Origin of the sequence: Marinobacter sp. Arc7-DN-1, from assembly GCF_003441595.1 — a bacterium.
GTDB lineage: Bacteria > Pseudomonadota > Gammaproteobacteria > Pseudomonadales > Oleiphilaceae > Marinobacter > Marinobacter metalliresistant.
In genome coordinates, this window is the sequence record NZ_CP031848.1 from 2,873,944 (window position 1) to 2,894,706 (window position 20,763).

A 20,763-nucleotide genomic window follows, 5' to 3' on the forward strand; every position below is an offset into this window, starting at 1 on the left:
GACATGCCCCAGGCAAGCGGACTGCAGTTTACCGCCACCATTGGCGAATTCCCCTCTGATCACTTTTCCGTTGTTGGCTTTGCGCTGACAGAACGGCTGTCCGAGCTGTTCCAGGGCCGCCTTGACCTGGCCAGTACCGATCCGTCCGTTGGCGCGTCCGACGTGCTGGAGCAACCGGTGGATCTGGTGATCTGGCGGGACGGGGCACCGCTGCGGCGCTTCACCGGTGTGGTCAGCGAATTTGCCCGCGGCGATTCCGGCCACCGGCGCACCCGCTACCAACTGGTTATTCTGCCGCCGCTCTGGCGCCTGGAACTGATGCACAACAGCCGCATTTTCCAGAACCAGGGCACGGACGTGATCGTGCGCACCCTGCTCGAGGAGCGGGGGATCGTCGACACTATCTTTGATCTCAAACGCAGGCCCCAGGAGCGGGAATACTGCGTCCAGCATCGGGAAAGCGATCTGGCCTTTGTCGAACGACTGGCTGCTGAGGAAGGGTGGCACTATCGCTACCAACACGGCAGCCTGGATGGTCAGGAACCACCTGCCCTGATTTTTGCCGATCACCATGGTGACGCGCCACGGCTGGAGGCTGTGCCATACAACGGAAAAGCAGGGGGCAATACCCGAACGCCTTGTATTTTCCGTTTCGCGTACCGAGAGCGGGTGCGTCCTGCTTCGGTCGCCATGAAGGATTACACCTTCAAAAACCCGGCCTACGCCCTGATGCATGAACCGTCCGGCGACCAGCTCGTCCACCGGGAGGATTACCAGCACTACGACTACCCCGGCCGATTCAAACAGGACGCCAGCGGCCGGCCTTTCACCGAAGCGAGGCTGGAGGCACTGCGCAGCGACGCCAGCACCGCCCGTGGTGAAAGCAATCGCCCGGATTTTGCGCCTGGCGCCAGGGTCCTGCTGACCGACCATGACAGCGAAACCTTGAACCGGGACTGGCTGCTCATGGCGATCACCCATACCGGCTCACAGCCCCAGGCCCTTGAAGAAGAGGCTGGCCGCGAACCGACAACCTACGGCAATCACTTCAACGCCATTCCGGCGGACCGCGTCTGGCGGCCACTGTGTGAACACAAACCCCTGATGGATGGGCCCCAGATGGCCATGGTCACCGGCCCGGAAGGCGAAGAAATCCATTGCGACCAGTTCGGCCGGGTGAAAGTAAGGTTCCCCTGGGATCGCTACGCAAAAAATGACGAACACAGCAGTGCCTGGCTCAGGGTCAGCCAGGGTTGGGCCGGCGGCCAGTATGGCTTCATGGCCCTGCCCAGAATCGGCCACGAAGTGATTGTTTCTTTCCTGGACGGCGACCCGGACCAGCCCATCATCACGGGGCACACCTACCACGCCACCAACACACCGCCCTACGCGCTGCCGGAACACAAGACACGTACCACCCTCAAGACCCGGACACACAAGGGCGAGGGTAGTAACGAACTGCGATTCGAAGACGAAGCAGACCAGGAACAGATCTACATCCACGCCCAGAAAAACCTGGACCTGCTGACGCAAAACAATCGCACCGAAGTCATTCGGAACGACAGCCACCTGACGGTAGAAAACAACCGCTTCAGCCATGTCAAAGGCAGCAGCCATCACACCGTGGACGGCGAAAAACGTGATCAGACTGGCAAGGACCACAGCTTCAACGTTACCGGCACCCTGCACCTGAAAGCCGGCACCGCCTGGCTCAGTGAATCCGGCACCGAACTGCACATCAAGGCCGGCCAGAAAGCCGTGATTGAAGCCGGCGCCGAAATCACCCTCAAGGCTGGTGGCAGCTTTGTGATGATCGATCCCAGCGGCGTGGCCATGGGCGGGGCGGCGATCCAACTGAATGCCGGAGGTTCGCCAGGGAAGGGTAGCGGACAGAAGGTGCAGGTGCCGGAGATGCCTGGGTCGGTGGCCAGGGAAGGGATTGTTAGTAACGCGCCTGAAAAACTGCCAGAGGCCCCCCAAAGGCCGATGGCCAAACCAGATCAGATACGGGCCATCAAGAATGCAGCGAATCAGGGCAAGGGGATTTGCCAGGTCTGCTCACCGGAACCACGAGGAACGACCTGATGGGCAATCTGGCTGGCCTTGCAGAAGAAAGTAAAACTTTCCTGCTAATTGATGGCGCCAAGGTGAAAGACCTGGCACAGGCCATCTACCGCGAAGAAGCGAACCCTCGCTGTGATGCGCTTTACCGGGGAACTGAACTCGCCGATTTGTTGGAGGTATCGCCCTGGTTGGTCGAAACACACTTGAACAGTGCACTGGCACGGAAGTGTTTTGAGGAGTGGAAGCAGCTGGGGGCTGCTATCGTTTTGCAGGCCGATTGCCCGTTCGAAGATGTTCTGGACCATTTGCGCGGGCTGCTTATAGCCCGGCTGGCGACGGGAGAAGAGGTGATTTTTCGGTTCTATGATCCTGAAATCGCGCGGCACCTGTTGAAGCGCGATTCATCAGGTAAGGGTGTCAGGCGGTTTATGGGGCCCTGCAGTGTCTTTGCCATCCAGGACCGCCGTTCGGGCGAGTGGGAATGCCTATACAATCACCAGCCATCGGATGAAAGTCAGCAAGAGGTGTTCACCGTTCACAAGGAACACCAGGTTGCCATGGAACGCGCCGCAGAGCGGACAGCCAGAAGCAAGCTGGAAATTCACACTGCAAAATACTTTCCGCATCTGCTTCACCATCCTGATACAACCGGTCAGGCTTGGGGAGTGATATCTGATCTGGTCAGCCAGGCCAGAGGCCGAGGTCTATACAGCACCCGTGATATTGCTCTGTACATCAATACGATTGGCTGGCTTGGGCACCATGCATTCGAAGACAGTGATGTGCAGAGCCTGTGGAGGGAGAATTCCGCATCACCGGCTAAAGCCATAGTGCGAATTGCAGAATTTGCCGAGAAAAAGTCAAAGGAGGGACTGGCTCATGGGTAGTGCTAACAGCTCAGCATTTTTGCAGGGTGCCGATGACATCGACTCGGCGGCACAGGTCTGCCCGCTCCAGCTCAAAACCGTTGCGTTGTATCCGGTGCGCTGGGCGATCAGTCAGGAAGAAGTTGCTTTGCCCGCCAATTTCCAACCACCTTCCGTCGCGCTTGGAACTACTCATTACTGCGTTCGCAAACTGACGGCCGGTTGGGTCTACATGTTCTCCGAAGCCTTCGGAACGTTGCATGAGTACCGGGTCAATGAGCAGGGCCAGATAACGGAAGTGCAGCCTGGTGTAAACTCTGTACTGCTGCCAGATATTGAAGCGCAAAGTGCTTTGCCCGCCATACACCACCCCGCGGAAGGCAAGGTGCTTCTGAAATTCGTGCAGCATCGATGGACTGTGCGTTTGCAGGAACTTGTGCGAACGGACGTGCAAGTTCGTGAAGAACACATGCAGTCATTCGACTTGAGCGGGCTCCCGGAAAAGCGTGAAGGCGTAAATATCAGCGAAACCGAAGCGATAAGCGGGGTGGTTGAAGATTTTCGGCCAGAGCCAATGGATTTCGAGTGGAGCCTGACGGAGTTTGCACAGGGAATCGGAGAGTCGGATTTGCAGGGGCAGTGCAAAAAGGAAACTGAATTTTCGTACTGCGTTGCTCTTGATGATGAAATCGGTATCACCTCCGAATTAGGCCAACTGCATGCACTTCATGTAAATCTGATCATGAATTACGCGGAGGAGAACGCCTACGCCTACACCACCTCCCAGATGGTGGACGCGCTCATTGCCCGTGAGGCCAGCAAGAAGGAAACGGAAGACGAACGGAATGAGACAATAGAGGAACTCAAGGAACGCATCCGTTCCGCTGACAAGGACGCGTTCATAGAGGGTTACCATAAGAAAATTGAGGAATACGACCAGGCACGTGGCCGCATATTTGATGATTGGAAAAGATGGATCGACTCTGTGCAACTGGCAAAGAAGCTGGAGTTCAACGACATATATTGTGCAACTGGGTTTGAAGCCGTCGAGAAAGAGCTTGCAGACATCCTCGACGGTTACGTCGGCGCAGAAAAGGGCAGGCAAGATGCAGAGAAATGGATGGTCGCAGAAGATGATGGGGCCGGTACTCTAGAAACCTTGCTCAAAAGTGTGTTGTTCCTAACATCGGCTGCAAACAAGATTACTCGAAAACTGCAAGATCTCCCCGAATTCGATTATGGCAGCCTGAAGGTGGTGGATCGGATTTATGACATGCCGTCGTATGTGCCGGTAAATCTCTCTACCGACACTCTAATGCTGGAGTTTGCCGCCCCCGCTGCCGTCATGGGGGAGTGGGCGAAAAACGAACAAACCCGTCCACAGTGGAAGAAGTGGATCAGGCATGTCTCGAAACGTTACGGCATCGAGCTCCACGAGCGTGAAATCAATCTGAATGACGCAACAGAATTACTTCTGGAAGTTAATCGCAGATCGCTGGACGCGGCGTTGGGTCACAACCTTTCTGAATTCTCAATGACACCACTGGCAGCCGGCATGGCCGATGCTAGGATCAGGGGTTATCTGCGCGAAGGGTTGATGAACGTGTTCCACCTTGATCCGAATCTAAGAGACAACCCATTCGGGTGGCTTCACACACGCCTTGGTCCGTTTGTTGAGAGTATCAAGGAGAACCGGGGAAAGTTTATTGGGGCGGTGACCTTCTTTCAGGCGATCAATATGGCCAACCTGTTCTCGGGTTTGAAAGAGACCCGGGAAGACGTGATGCTGGGGGATCGCTCGGTACTCGACCGTTGGCTGCCTTTTATGGATAGTCTGGCCAATGTGGCCGAGGGTGTCATTAACGGCAGCGCTTTATTGGCAAAGTCAGAACACGTGCATGCTCTGAAATCGAGGATGTCATTGGCAACAGGGTCAAAGGCTTCAGTGGCCCTTAGCGCATCTAAAGAACTTAGGGTGGTGGGGCTTGTAACGAAGATAATTGCAAAAGGAATGGTTAAGACTGTTGCAATAGCTGGGCCGATATTAACGATGTGGTTGGAGTTGAGGACGATTAACAGATCCCTGGAAACTGGACACCACGCCTCCACAGCCCTAGGAAACGTTCAATTCGGGCTCAGTGTCAGTCTTCTTGTTTTACCCGGCTTGGCTGCGATTGGGGTTTTCTCATTAGGTGTGGGGGTGGCCGTAGGGGTTGCGTTGATCATAATTTCCATCGCGATTGGCATGGTACAGGCCTATATTGCCCGATCCCAGATTGAAGATTTTCTATCTCTGTGTTTCTGGGGTAACGCGCCCACGCTGCGATACTGGAATGAACAGTCCAGGCCATTGAGCGGAGAGCTGCTGGAGGAAAGCCGAACCGTAATTTCGCCGGATGAGGGCGTTGAAGTCAGGCGCTATTTCGAAGCGGAACTGGATGCGTTCTACTACATGCTGTTCTCCCCCATAGTGCAGATAACCGAGTACATGCCCAAGCATTGGGACGTTACCCAACAGGGCGAACAACGAGTTCTGTCGGAATTCACGAGTCTCGTAGTGTATTTCCCGGGTTTTATCGAGGGGACTTGCGCGGTTTCCATCAAGCTGTTCGAGGCGAATAGAAACTGGTTCTCTGACGACGATTCGAACGAGATTACCCGTCTGTTTGATAATAGGAAGAAGGTAGAGGCTACTTCCCATGGGGCGATTTACCGGTTTACCCACTACAACCACGACAATTGGGAGCAGCTTGAAATGCTGATTGAGTACGTAAAGGATGGCCGGAAAATCACGGGCGAAAACGGACTCCGCCTCATTTTAAATGGAAATGACGTAGAGGAGTTGAGTGTCGATGAAAGACTCACCTTTGATTTGTGATTTTCCAGAAACGGATCTGGAAGACCTGCTTGAAACCAGGGTATTCCATACGCGGGGAGCACGGCTTGCGAGTCCACCGGCGAAGCCAGTGGTTGGTGTATCTGATTCGTCGGAAGAGATGGAATTGGCCGTTGCTTACATCTGCGAACGATTTATAGATTTACGGACGGCATTTTCCCTTTTCCGAAGAGGTATGCTGGTTGTCGTAAATCTATTTATGGTGGCCATCCTGTTACTAATGTGGTTAATGGATAACTTCTATTCGGAAGCGCTAATGGCAACAGCGGCTTTCCTTGTGCCCGTATGGGCTGCGTGCTATTTATTCGAGATCTTCTTTCCGCTAACGCTGCCAGTCAGAATAGATCGCGAGGGCAAGTGTGTCTACGTTGTCCGTCGGGGTACCTGTTACCAGATCCCCTGGCAAGAGCTAGAGGTGGCCTTTTCATACAATTGGCAATATTTTGGTTCAGGCGTGATGTGGGATAAGCAATATTACGCCCATATCTATCTTCGGGATAAGAATTATTTATGTGGTAGACGCCCTAAAAAGCAACTGGAGCGTAAGAAGTTTTTTTCTTGTTATAAAGAGGAAGATCTTTATCGGAGGTGGAACTTTGTATTGAGATTCTTTAATCGAGGCAGACTTCCTGAAGATTCTGATAATCTTGCTTTGGCTAACTACGATTCATATTTGGATGAGATGCAAGGGAAGTCTTTAAGAGCCAAAGTTTTTGGTCATCTGGTTTTTATTTTTCTTATGCCAACCGTTATTTGGTGGAAATTCTCTCCTTTCAAATACAAGTGGCCGAAGGAAATAGAAGCCATTTTCGGGAAAGCCAACTACTACTAGCGTACCGGGGCAGGGCACTACAAAGCCATCCTCGTCAAAAAAGACAGCTATTTTCTGGAGCTTTGTCGGTACATTGTTCTAAATCCGGTTCGCGCTGCCATGGTTCGACCCGCTGTTGATTGGCTATGGAGCAGTTATCGAGCGACGGTGGGTTATCAACAGGACTTAAAGGCACCTTGAAACGCTATGCTGACATCGCCTCCTTCCGGAACGAGGCAATCATTCTATCCTGTGCAAGCGGGGCATACCGCATGAAAGAGATTGGTGATTTCTTTGGGCGGCATTATTCCCGTGTCAGTAGAATTCCTCGAGAGGCAAAAGGCAAGACTTGACCCCGGTTGTTGATGCGTCCATGTTTACCGCCACCCGTGCAGACGAGACATAGACGGCGTAGATAATTCGTACCTTTAGTGGACCTTCAAAGTGGATAACACTTCGTCGGAAACGCTATCAGTAGTGCTGATAATAATCCATGATGAAGGGTGTTGCGACGTTGCTATAAATGCAGTGGTGTAGCGGTTTACGGCCACAGAGAAGCCAAAGATTCCCTTGCCTAAGTCCAGTTCCGTCACGTTACCGGAGGATTTCTGCGCTTCCCGAAAACCCTGTCTGACTTCTTCTACTGCCGTTGAGAAGTCTGGGTTGGTTTCCATCGTCAGTATAGAGCCCACCAATTCCGTGTCGAGCCAGAGCTGAGTCTCAAACGGTTGGACATTGACACTATCAAATCGTCCACTACTGAGTTCAAATTTGATGTTATTGGAAGTGTGAAATTCGATGGATTCTTGATTAAGAGAGGCACAACCTGAGATCAGGCTGACCCAAAAAATCCCGCAAGCGATGAACGCTTTCATTAAACGGATCCCTGTTCAATTTAAAGAGTCGATGATACCAGGTTTGAATTGCGCAGCGCGGAAGCGCTTACACATTAGGTTAATGCGCACGTTTCCCAGTAGAAAGGGCTCTCCAGACTTTCTGATGATTCGCAGAGCCCACTTTCTTAATTTATTGCCGGGCATAAGCAAATCCTGCGGGCTGGGAACTGCGTCAATCCAAGTGCTGCAGTCTTCCGTTTCTGCCAATAATTCCACCACTTTAATAATAGTTCCATCCGTGATTGTGGATGAGGTAAACAGACGGGCATTGCCTTGCCCATAAAACGACCTGATGATTGCTTGAATGATATCAACATCATTCTGAATAATTGGGTCGCTCATGCTCTTCGTTCCTTGGAGTTCCAAAGCGGATACTCCGAACACCTCTCGGCCTCCGGAGCATCCATTCCGCTAGTGGCGGTCTGACTTACGCCTCGATCGGCGAGCGCCAGTCGTCGGCACCGGAAGTGCCGGCAACGGCGTGCTCCCAGGTGACCTTGCGGTAGGACAGGGAAACGGTGACCAGTTGGGTGAAGTCGGCGTTGCCGGCATCCTGGCAGTGCGGCATGTTGCAGTTGATGTCGATGATGGTGGCATCTTCGAGAATGGTGGAGAAGAAGTGCTCCTGCTTGCCCTCAACGGAGGTGCGGTACCACTTCAGTTCGACCTTCGGCAGCATTTCGCCGGAAGCCAGGGCGTTGTACATCAGCGGGGTGGCCTTGTTCAGTGCCGAGGTGAACTTGAATGGCTTGTGCACACGCTGGCCGGAGGGCTGACCGGACTGGGGGTCGGTCGGTACGGTGACAACGTGGCTGAATTCCTGGACCAGCACTTCGTCTTCGTGGCCTTCGACGTAGATGTTGCCTACGGAATCGGACGTGAATGCGCCGGCAGTGATGTTGCCCTGAGTCTGGCCTTCGATGCTGATATAACAAGGAGTTGGCATAGTCTGCTCCATGACGGGTGAGTGAGTAACGTCCCCGGGGTGTTCCCTGGACGGTTACTGATATTACAAAGCCTGTGCCAATTCAGTTAAAGCCAGTTAAAACGAGTTAAAACAGATGGTTGCCGGATTTCCGGGATTGCTTTCCACACTGGCGGGCAATCCCGCGCCCGCTTGCCAGGCAACGGATTGCTGGCGAGGCAAGAAATTGCTCGAGTGGCCCCTGCGTTAGTCAAAGGCCAGGGAGGTCAGCAAGGCCAACAATAGCAAGGCGGATACACCTTGCCAGAAGGCGATGGGATGCCGCTCGATCAGCGGCGGACGCTGCCGCCTGTGCCAGTCCATTGCAGGGTGGCGGAGGTCGTACAGGTACTCCGAGAGTGCCGGGTAGCGTTTGTGGGCCTGTGGATGAACCGCCTTTCCGATGGCCTCATCGAACCAGCCGGGTACATCCTCCCGGAACAGCCGGACCGATTGGTAATTGAGTCGGCGCAGCTGGTTGCGGCTATGCAGTTTCGGAACTTCGGCTCCGTAAGGCAAGCGGCCGGTAAGCAGCTGGTAGGTGATCACCCCGAGGGAGAACAGGTCGGATTCGGGGCCACCGGGTTCTCCGAGGAAGGTCTCGGGAGCACTGAACAGGGCGGCACCCCGTGGCCCGGTCTGCTCTTCCGGGGTTTCGGACTCCTCCAGGCCGGCGACCCGGGTGGCGCCGAAATCAATCAGGGTAATGGTGCCGTGGGCGTCCACCAGAACATTGTCCGGTTTCAGGTCCTGGTGCACCATTTCCAGCCGGTGGAAGGCTCGCAGGCCCCGGGCGATCTGCTCTACCAGATTGCGCACGGTTTCCAGGTCCGGAGCCGGGTTGTCCAGCATCCATTGCCGGAGTGTGCAGCCGTCCACGAATTCCGTGGCCAGGTACAGAAACCCGGGTTGCCGGTCCGGCGCAAACGGGCGCACAACATGGGCATTGTTGAGTCGCCGGGCAATCCACTGCTCGGTAAAAAACTGCTCCAGGTACACCGGGTCATGCCGCTGCTCCATGGATGGCAGCTTCAGTACCACGCGGGCTTCGGTGGCTTCATCCGCAGCGAGGTAAACATGGCTGCGGCTGCTGGCATGTATCTGCCTCAGAATCCGATAGCCATCAAGGCTTTGCCCGGGGCGAAGCTCGGGTGCGAAGGGCAGTCCCGCGAACTGCCGGAACAGCTCGTCGTTCCCGCGCTCCGAGGGCACCGAGTCAACCCGGATAATCTGTGCGGTCAGGTTGTCATCGCTTCCCCGCTCAAGGGCGGCGGCCGACAGGCGGCGGGCGGCTTCGTCGAGATCGTCTCCGGATTCACGGATGATGGCCGCCATGCCGCGCTCATCAATGTGCTCATGGATGCCGTCCGTTGCCAGCAGGAAGGTGTCGCCCGGCTGGATCGGCAGGCTCTGGTAATCGATATCCAGCTGGTCCCCGATGCCCATGGCCCGGGTCAGGCAGCTGTCCTCCCGTGAAAGCCAGAGCCGATGGTCGGTGGTCAGGAGCTCAAGCTGAGCCGGGTGAACCCGGTAGATGCGGGAATCACCGATATGAAACAGGTGTGCCGTGGCGGATTTGAACACCATCACGCTCAGGGTGCAGACATAGCCACGGTCCCGGGCATAGCGGTACTGGCTTTGCCTGGTCTGGGCATACAGCCAGGCATTCGTTGCCCGCAAAACACGTTGGGCAGACTGCTTGACGGACCAGCTGTCTGGCGTTGAAAAATAATCACTGAGAAAACCGGCGACCGCGGATTCGCTGGCGATCTGGCTGACATTGCTGGAGCTGACGCCGTCGGCGATGGCAACGGCAATGCCTTTGGTCACCAACTGATGATTGTCCGGCACCAGCAGTCCGTGAAAATCCTGGTTGACCGGTTTTTTACCGACTTCTGAGTGCTGGCCGGCAGAGATGGCAAGGAAAGCTGTCATCGTCAGGCAGGGTTTCCACTGTAAAAGAAAAGGCAACTCCGGCGGGTGCGGCTACCGGAGTTGCGGGAGTGCCGGGCTTAGGTGGACCGCGCCAGGGCGGCGGCGTTACGGGCGGCCGGAGCCTGACGTTTCGGTGCTGTGCGGACGTGGGTGGTGTAAAGGGTCAGACCGGTGAACGCGATCCCCCCGACCAGGTTGCCAAGAACGGTCGGGATTTCGTTCCACCACAGGTAGTCCATCACCGAGAACTCGCCTCCCATGATGAGCGCAGACGGGAACAGGAACATGTTGACGATGGAATGCTCAAAACCCATGAAGAAGAACAGCATGATCGGCATCCACATGGCCAGGATCTTGCCGCTGACGTTGGTGGAGATCATGGCGCCAACCACCCCCATGGAAACCATCCAGTTGCACAGCATGCCGCGGATGAAGATGGTGGCCCAACCGGCAGCGCCGTACTCAGCGTAACCCAGGGTACGGGCTTCACCAATACTGGCAATCTTGGTGCCAACCGCGCCAGGATCTGTGTTGAAACCATAGGTGAAGATAAACGCCATCATGAAGGCAACGGTCAGCGCACCACCGAGGTTGCCGAGAAAGACCCAGCCCCAGTTCCGCAGGATGCCTTGCACGGTCACGCCGGGCCGTTTGTCGAGCAGCGCCAGCGGTGTCAGCATGAACACGCCGGTGAGCAGATCAAACCCCATCAGGTACAGCATGCAGAACCCGATGGGGAACAGGATCGCCCCGATCAGAAAAACGCCGGTCTGGACCGCAACGGTGATGGCAAAAGCTGCCGCCAGAGCCAGGATGGCCCCGGCCATGAAGGCCCGGATCAGGGTGTCCCGGGTGGACATATAGATTTTCGATTCGCCCGCGTCGACCATTTTGGTGACGAACTCTGAAGGCGCGATGTAAGACATAGTGTGTTCCTCTGACCTTAACCTGATAACCAACCCGATGGACTGGCCACAAAAAACGGCGTTACCCGCCGCCTGCATTTCGCAGGTGCAAGTAGACGCCGTCGTCTGAATGAAGCTGTTGCCGTGAACAGAACCCACATTGGTTCCGTTAGCAGGAGAGATTGCAGAGACCGTGCCAGAGTGATTATGGTTTGCCAAACAGCACTGATTTCAATGAGGTAAAGGTCGGTGGCGGGTTTGTGGTGGTCGTCATGGTAACTGCGCTTACCCGAGCCTGCGCACCTGTTCGGTGCGTGGCCGGCCCCTTATGCTGCAGGCTGGCGCAATCAGCGGGGCAAGCTGTCAGCGCAAACTGAAGCGCACCGGCAGCGCGTAGCGGAAGCGATTCCCTGAGATCTCCCTGGGCACGGCGGGCAGAGGCGCGGCCTGTTCCAGCATGGCCAGGGCAGAGTCGTCCAGCAACGAGTGGCCGGAGCCGGTTTGCAGGCTGTGTGCTACCAGAGAACCATCTCGCCGGAATTCGAAGACGATCACCGGTGTGCCTTCCTGCCCTAGTCGCCTGGCCCGCCGGGGGTAGTCGTAAAAACGGGCCAGGTGGCGCCTGAGGCGGCTCAGATAGTGATCGACCTCGGAGCGCTCGCCTGCGTTTTGCAGTGGAATGGTGGCGCGGGACTCGGCTTCCTCCACCTCACTTTCCGCCGGTTGGGAAGTGGAAGATTCTGCCGCTGCCCCAGTCTGGGTACGCTCAGGCTCTATGGGGGTTGATTCCGGCTCCGGTACCTCCGCCACCATTTCTGGCTCTGGCTCTGGCTCTGGCTCTGGCTCTGGCTCTGGCTCTGGCTCTGGCTCTGGCTCTGGCTCTGGCTCTGGCTCTGGCTTCGCTTCGGGTTGCGGGCTGGGCTCGCGCGTAACTTCCGGTTCAGGCCCAGGTTCCGCGGCAAGCTTGATGCGGATGGCCGGTGCCGTGTTGATGGCGGCCTCGCCCAGGGAATTGAGCTCCACGGTTTTCCCGGGTGCGGTCAAGACCAGAGCGCCGGCTGTAATTGCCGCTGCAAGCATCAGCAAAACGAAGCGTGAGGGTTGGGGTTGCAGAGTCATTCACCCGGCTCCGTCAGCAACAGAATATCCGTGTGGCCACCCTTCTCAAGCACCCGGAACAGGGTTTCCAGATCCGCCATGGTGATCGTTTGTGCTGCAGCGATTCTCAGGGGGTGCAGCTCATTCGGGGCAGGCAGAGTTGATAGAAGGGACTCTTCATCAAGTGTCTCTCCGGCAATCCGCCAATTGCCCCCGGCATCCACTGTCAGATCGGCATCGGGTGGCCGCTGCTCCCGGGTCTGCGTTGTGGCGGGGAGCTCGGGCAGCGGGTCGTCGGCAAGCTGGCCTGCCACAATGAAAAACATCAGCAGCAGGAACACCAGGTTGATCAGCGGCAGAAGGGCATCTTCCACTCGCTCCATCAGGGATTTGCCAGAAGAAAACGGGGGTGGAACCAGGTCGGTCATGGTGCTTTGTCGTTTTCCCGTTTCCAGTGAGTGTCGATGCCACTGTCGGTCAGTTGGCTGAGTGCCAGGGTGAAGGCGCCAAGGCTGGCGTCGTTCGTCGTGGCGAGGTTGACCTCGGTTATCCCGGCCTGTGCAAGTTCAGGGAGGAGATGCTCCAGTGGCATTGTCATGTCCTGCCACTGAATCTGACCGTTTGCGATAACGGTCAGCTCCGGAAGCGGTTCACCAGTCGCCGGACTCCGGGCGGACGGGTTGTTGGCCAGTTCCAGGTGATCCACCGGCTGCAGGCGGCTGGTGAGCATAAAAAACACCAGTAGAATGAACACCACATCAATCAACGGCGTGATGCGGATTGGTATCGGGCGATTCGGCCGGGGTTCAACCAGTTGCATGGGCGAATCGTCGATCGCTGGCGCTGTCGTATGAGAGATCGGCCCCGGGCTGGGTTGACGCACACTCCCGGGTTGCCACGGCCTGCCGGGCATCAGCCTGCGCTTTGGCATCGGGGTCAACGGTTACGTTCAGGATCGAAACCAGGGTGCTGTTGATGGTTTTGTGAATGCGGCGTAAACGGAATTCCACCCAGGCTGCCAGTGCTGCAAAGGGTATGGCAACAACCAGGCCGGCTGCAGTGGTGGTCAGGGCCTCATAAATACCGCCACTCAACTGGGTGGCGTTGGCGCGTCCTTCGGTGGCTGCCATGGCGCTGAAGGCTTCCATCATGCCCAGCACGGTTCCCAGAAGTCCCAGCAAGGGTGCCAGGGCCGCAATCACTTCAATGATTTTAAGGGGCGCTTCGAACGGCTCCAGTGACTGCTGCGCGTCCCGTGCCGCGGTTTCACGAATCTGCCGCTCATCCTGCTGGCTGTTCAGTGCTTCAAAGGTGTTGGTAACCAGGTGCAGCAACGGATTCAGCCTGCCCCAGCGACCAGCCTGTTCACGAATGGCGGCGGGCGACACAGAGCCGGGGTTTTGTTGCCAGCTGATTACGGTTTTTTTAAGACTACCCGGCAAGCGGGGTGCGTATAGTGTCCCCAGCAACATCAGGTAGATAAAGGTAACGACGCCAAGCACGGCGATCACCAGGAGCACGACCATCACCGGCCCGCCCATCTCGGTCAGTTGAGCCAGCAGGCCGTTGCTAAAAGGCGCGGAAATGTCTGTCATGGCATGACCCTCAGGCGCAATGAAGTTGGATCTAAATAATAAAGATTATTATTTAATATGCAAGAGTGTAACCTGATACCGGTGATGCCTCTGTTAGAATTCGGTCAGAAATAAGAAGCAAAGGTATGCGATTGGAATCGGAGGTAAAGATCATCACTGTTGGTCGGGCTTACCCGAAAATGTGGCTGTTGTGTTGATCAAGCGTTGGTTGGGCAGTCTGGTTAACCGGGCGGTTGCCCTGGTGGTTGTGGTAATTGTTCTCTCGGCACTGTTGGTCACCGTTGCTGGCGCCCTTCTCAGCCGGGCAGAGCTGGAGCAACAGGCCCGTAGCCAGGTTGAGACCATTGCCGAACTGGTGGCGGGGGAACTGAATGACAAGCTGGTGCTGAGGCTTGAAACCCTGAGCCATGTCGCCCGGAGCCTTACCATGTCCATACACGCTCTGGATGCCCGCGCCCGCTTGCTGGTTCGGCGCCAGACGGCACTGCAGCATCTGTTTGATGGCATTTACCTGATCAATGAGTCAGGCCAGGTACTGGCGGAGTACCCGGAATCCTTCCAGCAAACCGGGCTGAATGTCAGTGACCGAGAGTATTTCCGGCGGGTCGCCTCCACCCTGACACCGGTGATCAGTGAGCCATATATATCAAACTATCAGGATAAACCCGCCGTTATGGTGGCGACGCCGGTCTTTGATCATCGCCAGCGTTTTGTCGGAATGATTGGCGGTGCCATCCTGCTGGATGGCGATAACTTTATGAAAGAGTTCATTAACCTCCGGATCGGTGAAACCGGCTACCTTGGCGTTGCTACCCGAAGCGGGGTGACGGTTGCTCACGGTCGTTCTGGCCGGCCAATGGCACCGGTGCGGGTCGCCAATCCGGTTTTGCGGGATGCGATGGAAGGTTTTGAGGGTACGCTGCAAACCCGCAATGGTGAGGGGGAGGCCACGATTATGTCGGTACGGCAACTGACCCAGGTACCCTGGTTCGTGTCTGCAGTCTGGCCATCCCGTGAAGCCTACGCGCCGATAACCCGCACCGCAGATGCCTTTATCTGGGTGCTGTTGTTGGTGATTGTATTGATAGCACCCATCGCCCTGTGGCGGTTCCGCCGGCTGATGGCGCCGCTGGAGATGCTGGGCAATCAGATTCGTGAGCGTCATCTCGGGATGCGGTCTGACCCGGTCGATGTATCTGGGGGTACCGAGATCCGACAAGTGGCGGAGATTTTCAATACCGTCATGGATGAGCGGGATGAAGTGCTGGTCTCGCTCGCTGAGCGCGAAGCGTTCTTTCGTTCACTTACTCAGAGTGCGCCTATCGGCATTGTGCAGACCGACGTTCTGGGTCGCATCGAATTTGCCAATCCTGCCTTTGAAGCCATTATCGGCCGTCCCTCGGAGGACCTTACTCAAACCTGGCTTGCAGGTCGCGTGCACGAGGCAGACCGTGACGCTGCCATTGCCGGCTGGAAACATGCGATCCGTAACCAGAGTGTGTTCCGGGGGCGGTTTCGTCTCGCGCCCCGCGAGCCTGACCGGCTGATCTGGGGAGACGTGATGACCGCACCTATTCAAACGCCGGAGAAAGCACTGGGTACGGTTACCGTTGTCAGGGACATTTCTCATGAACTGGAGGTGGAAGAGGCTCTTCGGGATGAGCAACAGCGGGCCGAGACACTCCTCGGTGTGCTTCAGGAAGGGGTTCTGATGGTCGATACCGAGGGTGCCATTCGTTACGCCAACGACGCAGCCTGCCGTTTTCTGGGTGCGGAAGGCGAATGCCTGCTTCGCAATTTTTTCCAGTTGGTAACAATCAAGGACCACGACCGCGAATTGACACGGCAGGAGTTTCTCACTGGCGAGGATCTGGGCAGCCTGTATGTAACGCTGTTGAACACGGCCAGTGAAACCTTCGATATCGACCTGACCCTGCTCCACATCCGCCGGGGCCTCGAGGATGAACGTCTGGTCTTCGTGTTGCGTGACGACAGTGATCGCCGCCGGCAAGAGGAGCGGCTCTCCTGGGAGGCGACCCACGACAGTCTCACCCAGCTGCTTAATCGCCGGGCATTCAATGCCGCCCTGGTCAGGTGCATGGGCGAGGCCGGCCGCCAGGAGGTGCGCTCAGTGCTGATGCTGATAGACCTGGATCACTTCAAACCGGTAAACGATGAGGGTGGGCACCTGCTCGGGGATGAGCTGTTACGCCGGCTCGCGGACCTGTTCAAGGAATCCGTCCGCCAGTCCGATACGGTAGCGAGGCTGGGTGGAGATGAATTCGGCATTATTCTGCCGGCCTGTGGGCTTGCCAGAGCCGAGGCGCTTGCCGAGAAGATACGGGCGAATGTTGAAGACCTTCGCATAGAACACGACGGTCGGTCGTTTGGTGTCACTACTTGTATCGGTCTGACCGAGCTGGCGCCGGATGACAGCAGCCCCAGGGAGTCCATGGGCCGGGCCGATGAGGGTTGCTATCTTGCCAAGTCCCGCGGCCGTAACGCGGTTGTTGTGGTGCCGTCACCACCAGCCGGCTGAGGCGCTGGCCTGCCAGAGCAGGCGAACCGCCAGGGCGGTTAACACGAGGTTGAAGATCAGGCTGAACCAGCGGTTGCTCAGGGATTTCAGCACACGCAATCCGAGCCAGGTGCCGGCAAACCCGCAGGCGATCATGGCGAGAATGAACGGCAGCCATTCCAGGAACACAAACCCTGCAATTCCAAACACCAGTGCCTTGGGTGCATGCTGTAACGTCATGGCAGTGGCAAAGGTGGCAACGGTTTTGAATCGGTCGGCGTGAATCTGCTTGATGAAGGCGGCAACCAGTGGCCCGGTGGCGCCCACGAATAAGCTCACGAAGCTGGTCAGCGCCGAGGCCAGGAAAACCCCTGGTGCTCCGAAAGCGCCCTTGGGCAAAGCCGGGCCCCAGCAAAGGTAAAGCACAAACAGGGCGATTGTGAGCTGCCAGATATGGGCCGGAAGATTTACCAGCAACCAGGCGCCCAGAGCCGCGCCAACGAGAACTCCGGGGGCGAAGGCGGCGATGACCCGCCAGTCCACATGGCGCCAGGTCAGTGTGGCCCGGCCAAAATTGGAACCCAGCTGAATCATGCCGTGCACGGGAATAATCGCCGCTGGCGGCATCCAGGTAGCCATCAGTACCAGCAACAGTACGCCTCCCCCGGCGCCCAGGCTGGCGGTAATCATGGAAGTGATGGTGGAGCTGGCAAGCAGGAAAAGCGCCACGGGAAGGCTCAGGCTTTCGGGAATCAGGTAGTCGGGAATAAACGCTACTTCCATTCACAGAATTCCGTTGGTTTCAGGCGCGGCGTGCGGCACAGCGCTTCGGTAGCCAGCTGCACATCGGCAACATAGTAAAGTGAAGCCAGCCCCAGTCTATCGCGGCCCAGGTTGTGGAAGATCAGGCCGAAGGCAATGTCGCCTGCGGTAAAACGTTCATGGTTGTCGGCAAAGTACTCTGACGGCTGTGACAGAACAGGGTCTTCGAGCAGAGCCTGAACCCGCCCAACGCCGCCGTGATAAGCCTGAATCAGCAAGAGGCTGAACAAGCGGTTCCGTTTGCTGTCGGGCAGATCGCCGAAACGTTGCTGGAATACCGGCTCAAGGTTGCGAGCGTTCTGGTTCATCAGGCGCAGGGCGCAGTCAATCTGGGCCAGCCGGTGCCAGGTGTTTCTCGGCGCGATTTCGCAGTCACCCAGGGCGGCGGGCGACAATTGCAGTATGCCTCGGGCATCAGCCCGGGAATGGGCCCGGGCCTGTGCCCCGCTTTCGATCAGAATCTGGCCGGCCAGATACCGGGGCAGGGTTTTGGGCAGAGAGAGGCGGTTCTGGCTGTTCCGGTATTGTGAAACATAAAGCAGGGCATCATGAAGCGCGCCCGGCGCCCCACTGGTGGCGAAGGAAAGATCATCCCAGGCGCCCCAGATACGGTCGCCGGGCAGCGTTCCGAGGTAGCGGGCAACCGCCTCATTGATGTTCACGTGTGGCTGGTTACACGACAGGGCAAAGGGATAGCCGGTTTGTCCGGCATCGCCCGGCACCCAGGTTTCCACACGGCCCTTGTCGTACAGGGATTGCCGGGCTTCGTTGAGACGGCGCTGGGTCGCTTCGCGGTCATCCCCGTCACTGATCCAGGCCAGAAACTGGCCACGCATGTCGAATATGATGTGGCGGTCGGGGCTTGAACAGTAGCCGGATTCCTTCAGCACCCAGCGCCGGATGGTCAGAATGTTTTCGAATACCCCCTGGCTGACCCAATAGGGCGATGTCCGGACAATTCGGGTCCAGTCACTGTCGCCGGCCGAGATCTCCTCACCCTCCTGAGCCAGGGCGGCTGTTGTTGCGGTCAGGATGAAAAACCAGGCCAGTTGGCGTAAGCTCTTGAGAAATCTGATCATAAGTGTTTTGTCCGTGACCTTCCCCAAAATACAATAACAAATGGAACCTGCCATGAAGCAATCCGAATACCTTCGTTACGACGCAACTGCACTGGCTGATCTGGTCCGCCGGGGCGAGGTAAGCTCCAGGGAAGTATGCGAGGCGGCTGTGGAACGGGCAACCCAGGTGAACGGTACGCTCAACGCCATTTGTTACCCTCAGTTCTCCGAGGCGCTTGGCCAGAACTTTCCCGGGCAGGCCGTTTTTGCCGGCGTGCCCCTGTTGCTCAAGGACCTGGCCCAGGAGCAGGCGGGGCACCCGTGTACCTATGGCAGCCGGGGATTGAAAAGGAACGTCGCGCCCCAGGACTCGGAATTTGTCCGCAGGGCCCGCAATGGCGGGCTGGTCTTTCTGGGACGAACCGCAACCCCCGAGTTTGGTTTAAAAGCGGTGACAGAGTCCGAGCTGTGGGGCCCGACCCGCAATCCCTGGAACACGGAACTGACGCCTGGCGGTTCAAGTGGCGGCTCAGGTGCCGCCGTCGCGGCCGGTATCGTGCCCATGGCCGGCGCCAACGATGGCGGCGGTTCCATCCGGATACCGGCTGCCTACAACGGCCTGTTCGGCCTGAAGCCGTCCCGTGGCCGCATTTCCGTGGGCCCCTTCATGGGGGAAGCCTGGACCGGCGCGTCCACCGATCATGTGGTCAGCCGGACGGTGAGAGACAGCGCGGCCATGCTGGATGTACTCAGTGGCCCTGCTCCGGGTGATCCTTTTGCGATTCCGTCGCCGGCCTCGGCCTATGCTGATCTGATGCAGAAGTCGCCGGGCAGCCTGCGAATCGGCGTGTTCACCTCCTCTCCCTACAACACCGAGGTGGCCCCCGAGTGCGTTGCGGCGGTTGAAGAAACGGCGCGGGTCCTGGAGAACCTGGGCCACAAGGTCGAGTACGCTGCGCCGGAATTCGACGGCATGGCCCTGGCGCGCTGTTATCTGGCCCTGTACTTCGGCGAAGTGTCGGCGCTGATGGCGAAGGCGAAAGAGCAATTCGGCGCCAGTGACCGTGATTTTGAGCTGGATACCCGCCTGATCGGCATGCTGGGCCAAACCATGCCGCTGTCGGAGTATGTCCGCCGTCGCCAGCAGTGGAATGAATTTGCCCGGGCCCTGGGGGCCTTTTTTGGCAGCTATGATCTCTATCTCAGTCCCACCACCGGGCAACTGCCGGCGGTGATCGGGGAGCTGGAGACACCGCCCCATCTGAAACTGGCGGCCCGGCTGATGCTCAAGCTCAATGCAGGCAAACTGGTGCACCGATCCGGCCAGGTAGACCAGATGGCCCTGGAAAGTCTGGCCCGTACGCCATTCACTCAGTTGGCGAACCTCACCGGAACACCGGCCATGTCTGTCCCCATGCACTGGACTTCCGGAGGTTTGCCGGTTGGTGTCCAGTTCGGTGCGCGCCACGGGGCCGAAGCGGTTTTGCTTCAGCTGGCGGCCCAGCTGGAAGAGGCGAACCCCTGGTTCAGCAACTACGAAAAGCTTGAGGACGCGTTTTGAGACAGCAGGGGTTGTGATCCGGCTGGTGAAATTCCACGTTTATCTTTGCAGGCGGAACAGGCTATGCTGTCAGACAGGAAGGCCCTTCTTCCTGACAGATCCTGATGGCATCGAGGAGGCGAGCGTATTATGAACCAACCGATGGCAATCGACGAACTGGTATCAGTAGCACAGGCCGAGGCCATGGGGGAGCTTGACGCCCCGATGATGGCCATTGTCCTGTCCAGCGAACAAAGCTATGACTTGCCCATCAATTCCCTTGAAACCGATGCCGACAAGGCCCGCTGGGGGTTAATCCTCCGCGCCGCCCGCGAGCATGTTGAAGCGGATGCCGTGGCCGTGCTCTATCCGGCCTGGACTACCATCCGCCATAAGAAACCGGACCTGGAAGCCGAAGCGGCCTCCGAGGATGTGCCGGACGAGTCCGATGACTTTGACGACTCAGACGGGCCCATCGATACCCTGTTTGTGCAGCTGCACACCCGGGATCATGTCTACTGGCGGGGTTTTGAACAGATCCGGGATCCCAAACACCAGCGCATTATCGGCTTTCGCCGGATCAAGGCGCTGTCCACCGACTACAAGCGTGATGAAGCGCCTTCGGTTGCCTCGTGGCTGAGTACGCTGTTTGAGCCGCTGCCTGAAGACGGTGCGGAGACCGATGTGGACCGCGAACTGGCGGATCTTCTGGAGGAGCCCGAAGTGAGTGCTGCACTCTACCCAAGGCAGTTGCGGGCTCTGCATTGACAGGCACACCCTTTACCCGGGGCAAAA

18 protein-coding genes are annotated in these 20,763 nt (G+C 57.3%); 7 read left to right on the top strand and 11 right to left on the bottom strand.

The window, feature by feature from the left end:
• Positions 1 to 3: 3 nt before the first annotated feature.
• The 4 genes from D0851_RS13490 to D0851_RS13505 are packed head-to-tail and all read left to right on the top strand — an operon-like array spanning position 4 to position 6,658.
• On the top strand, positions 4 to 2,085 hold the full coding sequence (locus tag D0851_RS13490) for a type VI secretion system Vgr family protein (protein ID WP_117619102.1): 2,082 nt from the start codon (positions 4 to 6) through the stop codon (positions 2,083 to 2,085).
• Positions 2,085 to 2,951 carry a DUF4123 domain-containing protein gene (locus D0851_RS13495; protein ID WP_117619103.1) on the top strand — a complete coding sequence of 289 codons (867 nt, stop codon included), beginning with the start codon at positions 2,085 to 2,087 and terminating at the stop codon, positions 2,949 to 2,951. Before D0851_RS13490 ends, D0851_RS13495 begins: the two co-directional genes overlap by 1 nt.
• Entirely contained in the window at positions 2,944 to 5,808 is a 2,865-nt protein-coding gene (locus D0851_RS13500; protein WP_117619104.1) for a toxin VasX, read from the top strand. Before D0851_RS13495 ends, D0851_RS13500 begins: the two co-directional genes overlap by 8 nt.
• Positions 5,783 to 6,658, top strand: a complete 876-nt coding sequence (locus D0851_RS13505) for a DUF6708 domain-containing protein (RefSeq protein ID WP_117619105.1) — start codon at positions 5,783 to 5,785, stop codon at positions 6,656 to 6,658. Before D0851_RS13500 ends, D0851_RS13505 begins: the two co-directional genes overlap by 26 nt.
• A gap of 407 nt (positions 6,659 to 7,065) precedes the next feature.
• Here D0851_RS13505 and D0851_RS13515 read toward each other — a convergent pair whose 3' ends face one another.
• The 9 genes from D0851_RS13515 to D0851_RS13555 all read right to left on the bottom strand — a co-directional run bounded on the left by D0851_RS13515 (position 7,066) and on the right by D0851_RS13555 (position 14,030).
• Complete coding sequence (locus D0851_RS13515; protein WP_117619106.1) at positions 7,066 to 7,512, bottom strand: hypothetical protein; 447 nt, start codon at positions 7,510 to 7,512, stop codon at positions 7,066 to 7,068.
• 15 nt (positions 7,513 to 7,527) lie between these two features.
• On the bottom strand, positions 7,528 to 7,875 hold the full coding sequence (locus D0851_RS13520; protein WP_117619107.1) for a hypothetical protein: 348 nt from the start codon (positions 7,873 to 7,875) through the stop codon (positions 7,528 to 7,530).
• Between the two features lie 85 nt (positions 7,876 to 7,960).
• Positions 7,961 to 8,479 (bottom strand): Hcp family type VI secretion system effector, encoded by a 519-nt coding sequence (locus tag D0851_RS13525; protein ID WP_008176957.1) that lies wholly within the window; start codon positions 8,477 to 8,479, stop codon positions 7,961 to 7,963.
• Positions 8,480 to 8,704: 225 nt separating this feature from the next.
• The gene (locus tag D0851_RS13530; protein WP_117619108.1) at positions 8,705 to 10,432 is read right to left on the bottom strand and encodes a bifunctional protein-serine/threonine kinase/phosphatase; all 1,728 of its coding nucleotides are present in this window, start codon (positions 10,430 to 10,432) and stop codon (positions 8,705 to 8,707) included.
• A 77-nt stretch (positions 10,433 to 10,509) separates the two neighbouring features.
• Positions 10,510 to 11,358, bottom strand: coding sequence for a formate/nitrite transporter family protein (locus tag D0851_RS13535; RefSeq protein WP_117619109.1), 849 nt, complete (start codon positions 11,356 to 11,358; stop codon positions 10,510 to 10,512).
• 342 nt (positions 11,359 to 11,700) lie between these two features.
• Positions 11,701 to 12,456, bottom strand: coding sequence for an energy transducer TonB (locus D0851_RS13540; RefSeq protein WP_117619110.1), 756 nt, complete (start codon positions 12,454 to 12,456; stop codon positions 11,701 to 11,703).
• A complete protein-coding gene (locus tag D0851_RS13545) occupies positions 12,453 to 12,863 on the bottom strand; it encodes an ExbD/TolR family protein (RefSeq protein ID WP_117619111.1) in 411 nt (136 codons plus the stop codon). The genes D0851_RS13540 and D0851_RS13545 overlap by 4 nt, the downstream gene beginning before the upstream one ends.
• Positions 12,860 to 13,255: an ExbD/TolR family protein gene (locus D0851_RS13550; protein ID WP_117619112.1), complete on the bottom strand. Its 396-nt coding sequence runs from the start codon at positions 13,253 to 13,255 to the stop codon at positions 12,860 to 12,862. Before D0851_RS13550 ends, D0851_RS13545 begins: the two co-directional genes overlap by 4 nt.
• Positions 13,242 to 14,030 (bottom strand): MotA/TolQ/ExbB proton channel family protein, encoded by a 789-nt coding sequence (locus D0851_RS13555; RefSeq protein ID WP_117619113.1) that lies wholly within the window; start codon positions 14,028 to 14,030, stop codon positions 13,242 to 13,244. The genes D0851_RS13550 and D0851_RS13555 overlap by 14 nt, the downstream gene beginning before the upstream one ends.
• Before the next feature lie 190 nt (positions 14,031 to 14,220).
• On the opposite strand from D0851_RS13555, the gene D0851_RS13560 reads away from it, so the two are divergent.
• Complete coding sequence (locus tag D0851_RS13560) at positions 14,221 to 16,569, top strand: GGDEF domain-containing protein (protein WP_117619114.1); 2,349 nt, start codon at positions 14,221 to 14,223, stop codon at positions 16,567 to 16,569.
• Here the strand turns inward: D0851_RS13560 and D0851_RS13565 are convergent.
• Both D0851_RS13565 and D0851_RS13570 read right to left on the bottom strand, forming a co-directional pair.
• On the bottom strand, positions 16,552 to 17,331 hold the full coding sequence (locus D0851_RS13565) for a sulfite exporter TauE/SafE family protein (RefSeq protein ID WP_117619115.1): 780 nt from the start codon (positions 17,329 to 17,331) through the stop codon (positions 16,552 to 16,554). The two genes, D0851_RS13560 and D0851_RS13565, sit on opposite strands and share 18 nt — an antisense overlap.
• Positions 17,322 to 18,449: a hypothetical protein gene (locus D0851_RS13570; protein WP_117619116.1), complete on the bottom strand. Its 1,128-nt coding sequence runs from the start codon at positions 18,447 to 18,449 to the stop codon at positions 17,322 to 17,324. The genes D0851_RS13565 and D0851_RS13570 overlap by 10 nt, the downstream gene beginning before the upstream one ends.
• A gap of 52 nt (positions 18,450 to 18,501) precedes the next feature.
• Between D0851_RS13570 and D0851_RS13575 the strand changes: the two genes are divergently transcribed.
• A complete protein-coding gene (locus tag D0851_RS13575) occupies positions 18,502 to 19,989 on the top strand; it encodes an amidase (protein WP_227539306.1) in 1,488 nt (495 codons plus the stop codon).
• A 129-nt stretch (positions 19,990 to 20,118) separates the two neighbouring features.
• Positions 20,119 to 20,736: a hypothetical protein gene (locus D0851_RS13580; protein ID WP_117619118.1), complete on the top strand. Its 618-nt coding sequence runs from the start codon at positions 20,119 to 20,121 to the stop codon at positions 20,734 to 20,736.
• The last annotated feature ends 27 nt before the right edge of the window (positions 20,737 to 20,763 follow it).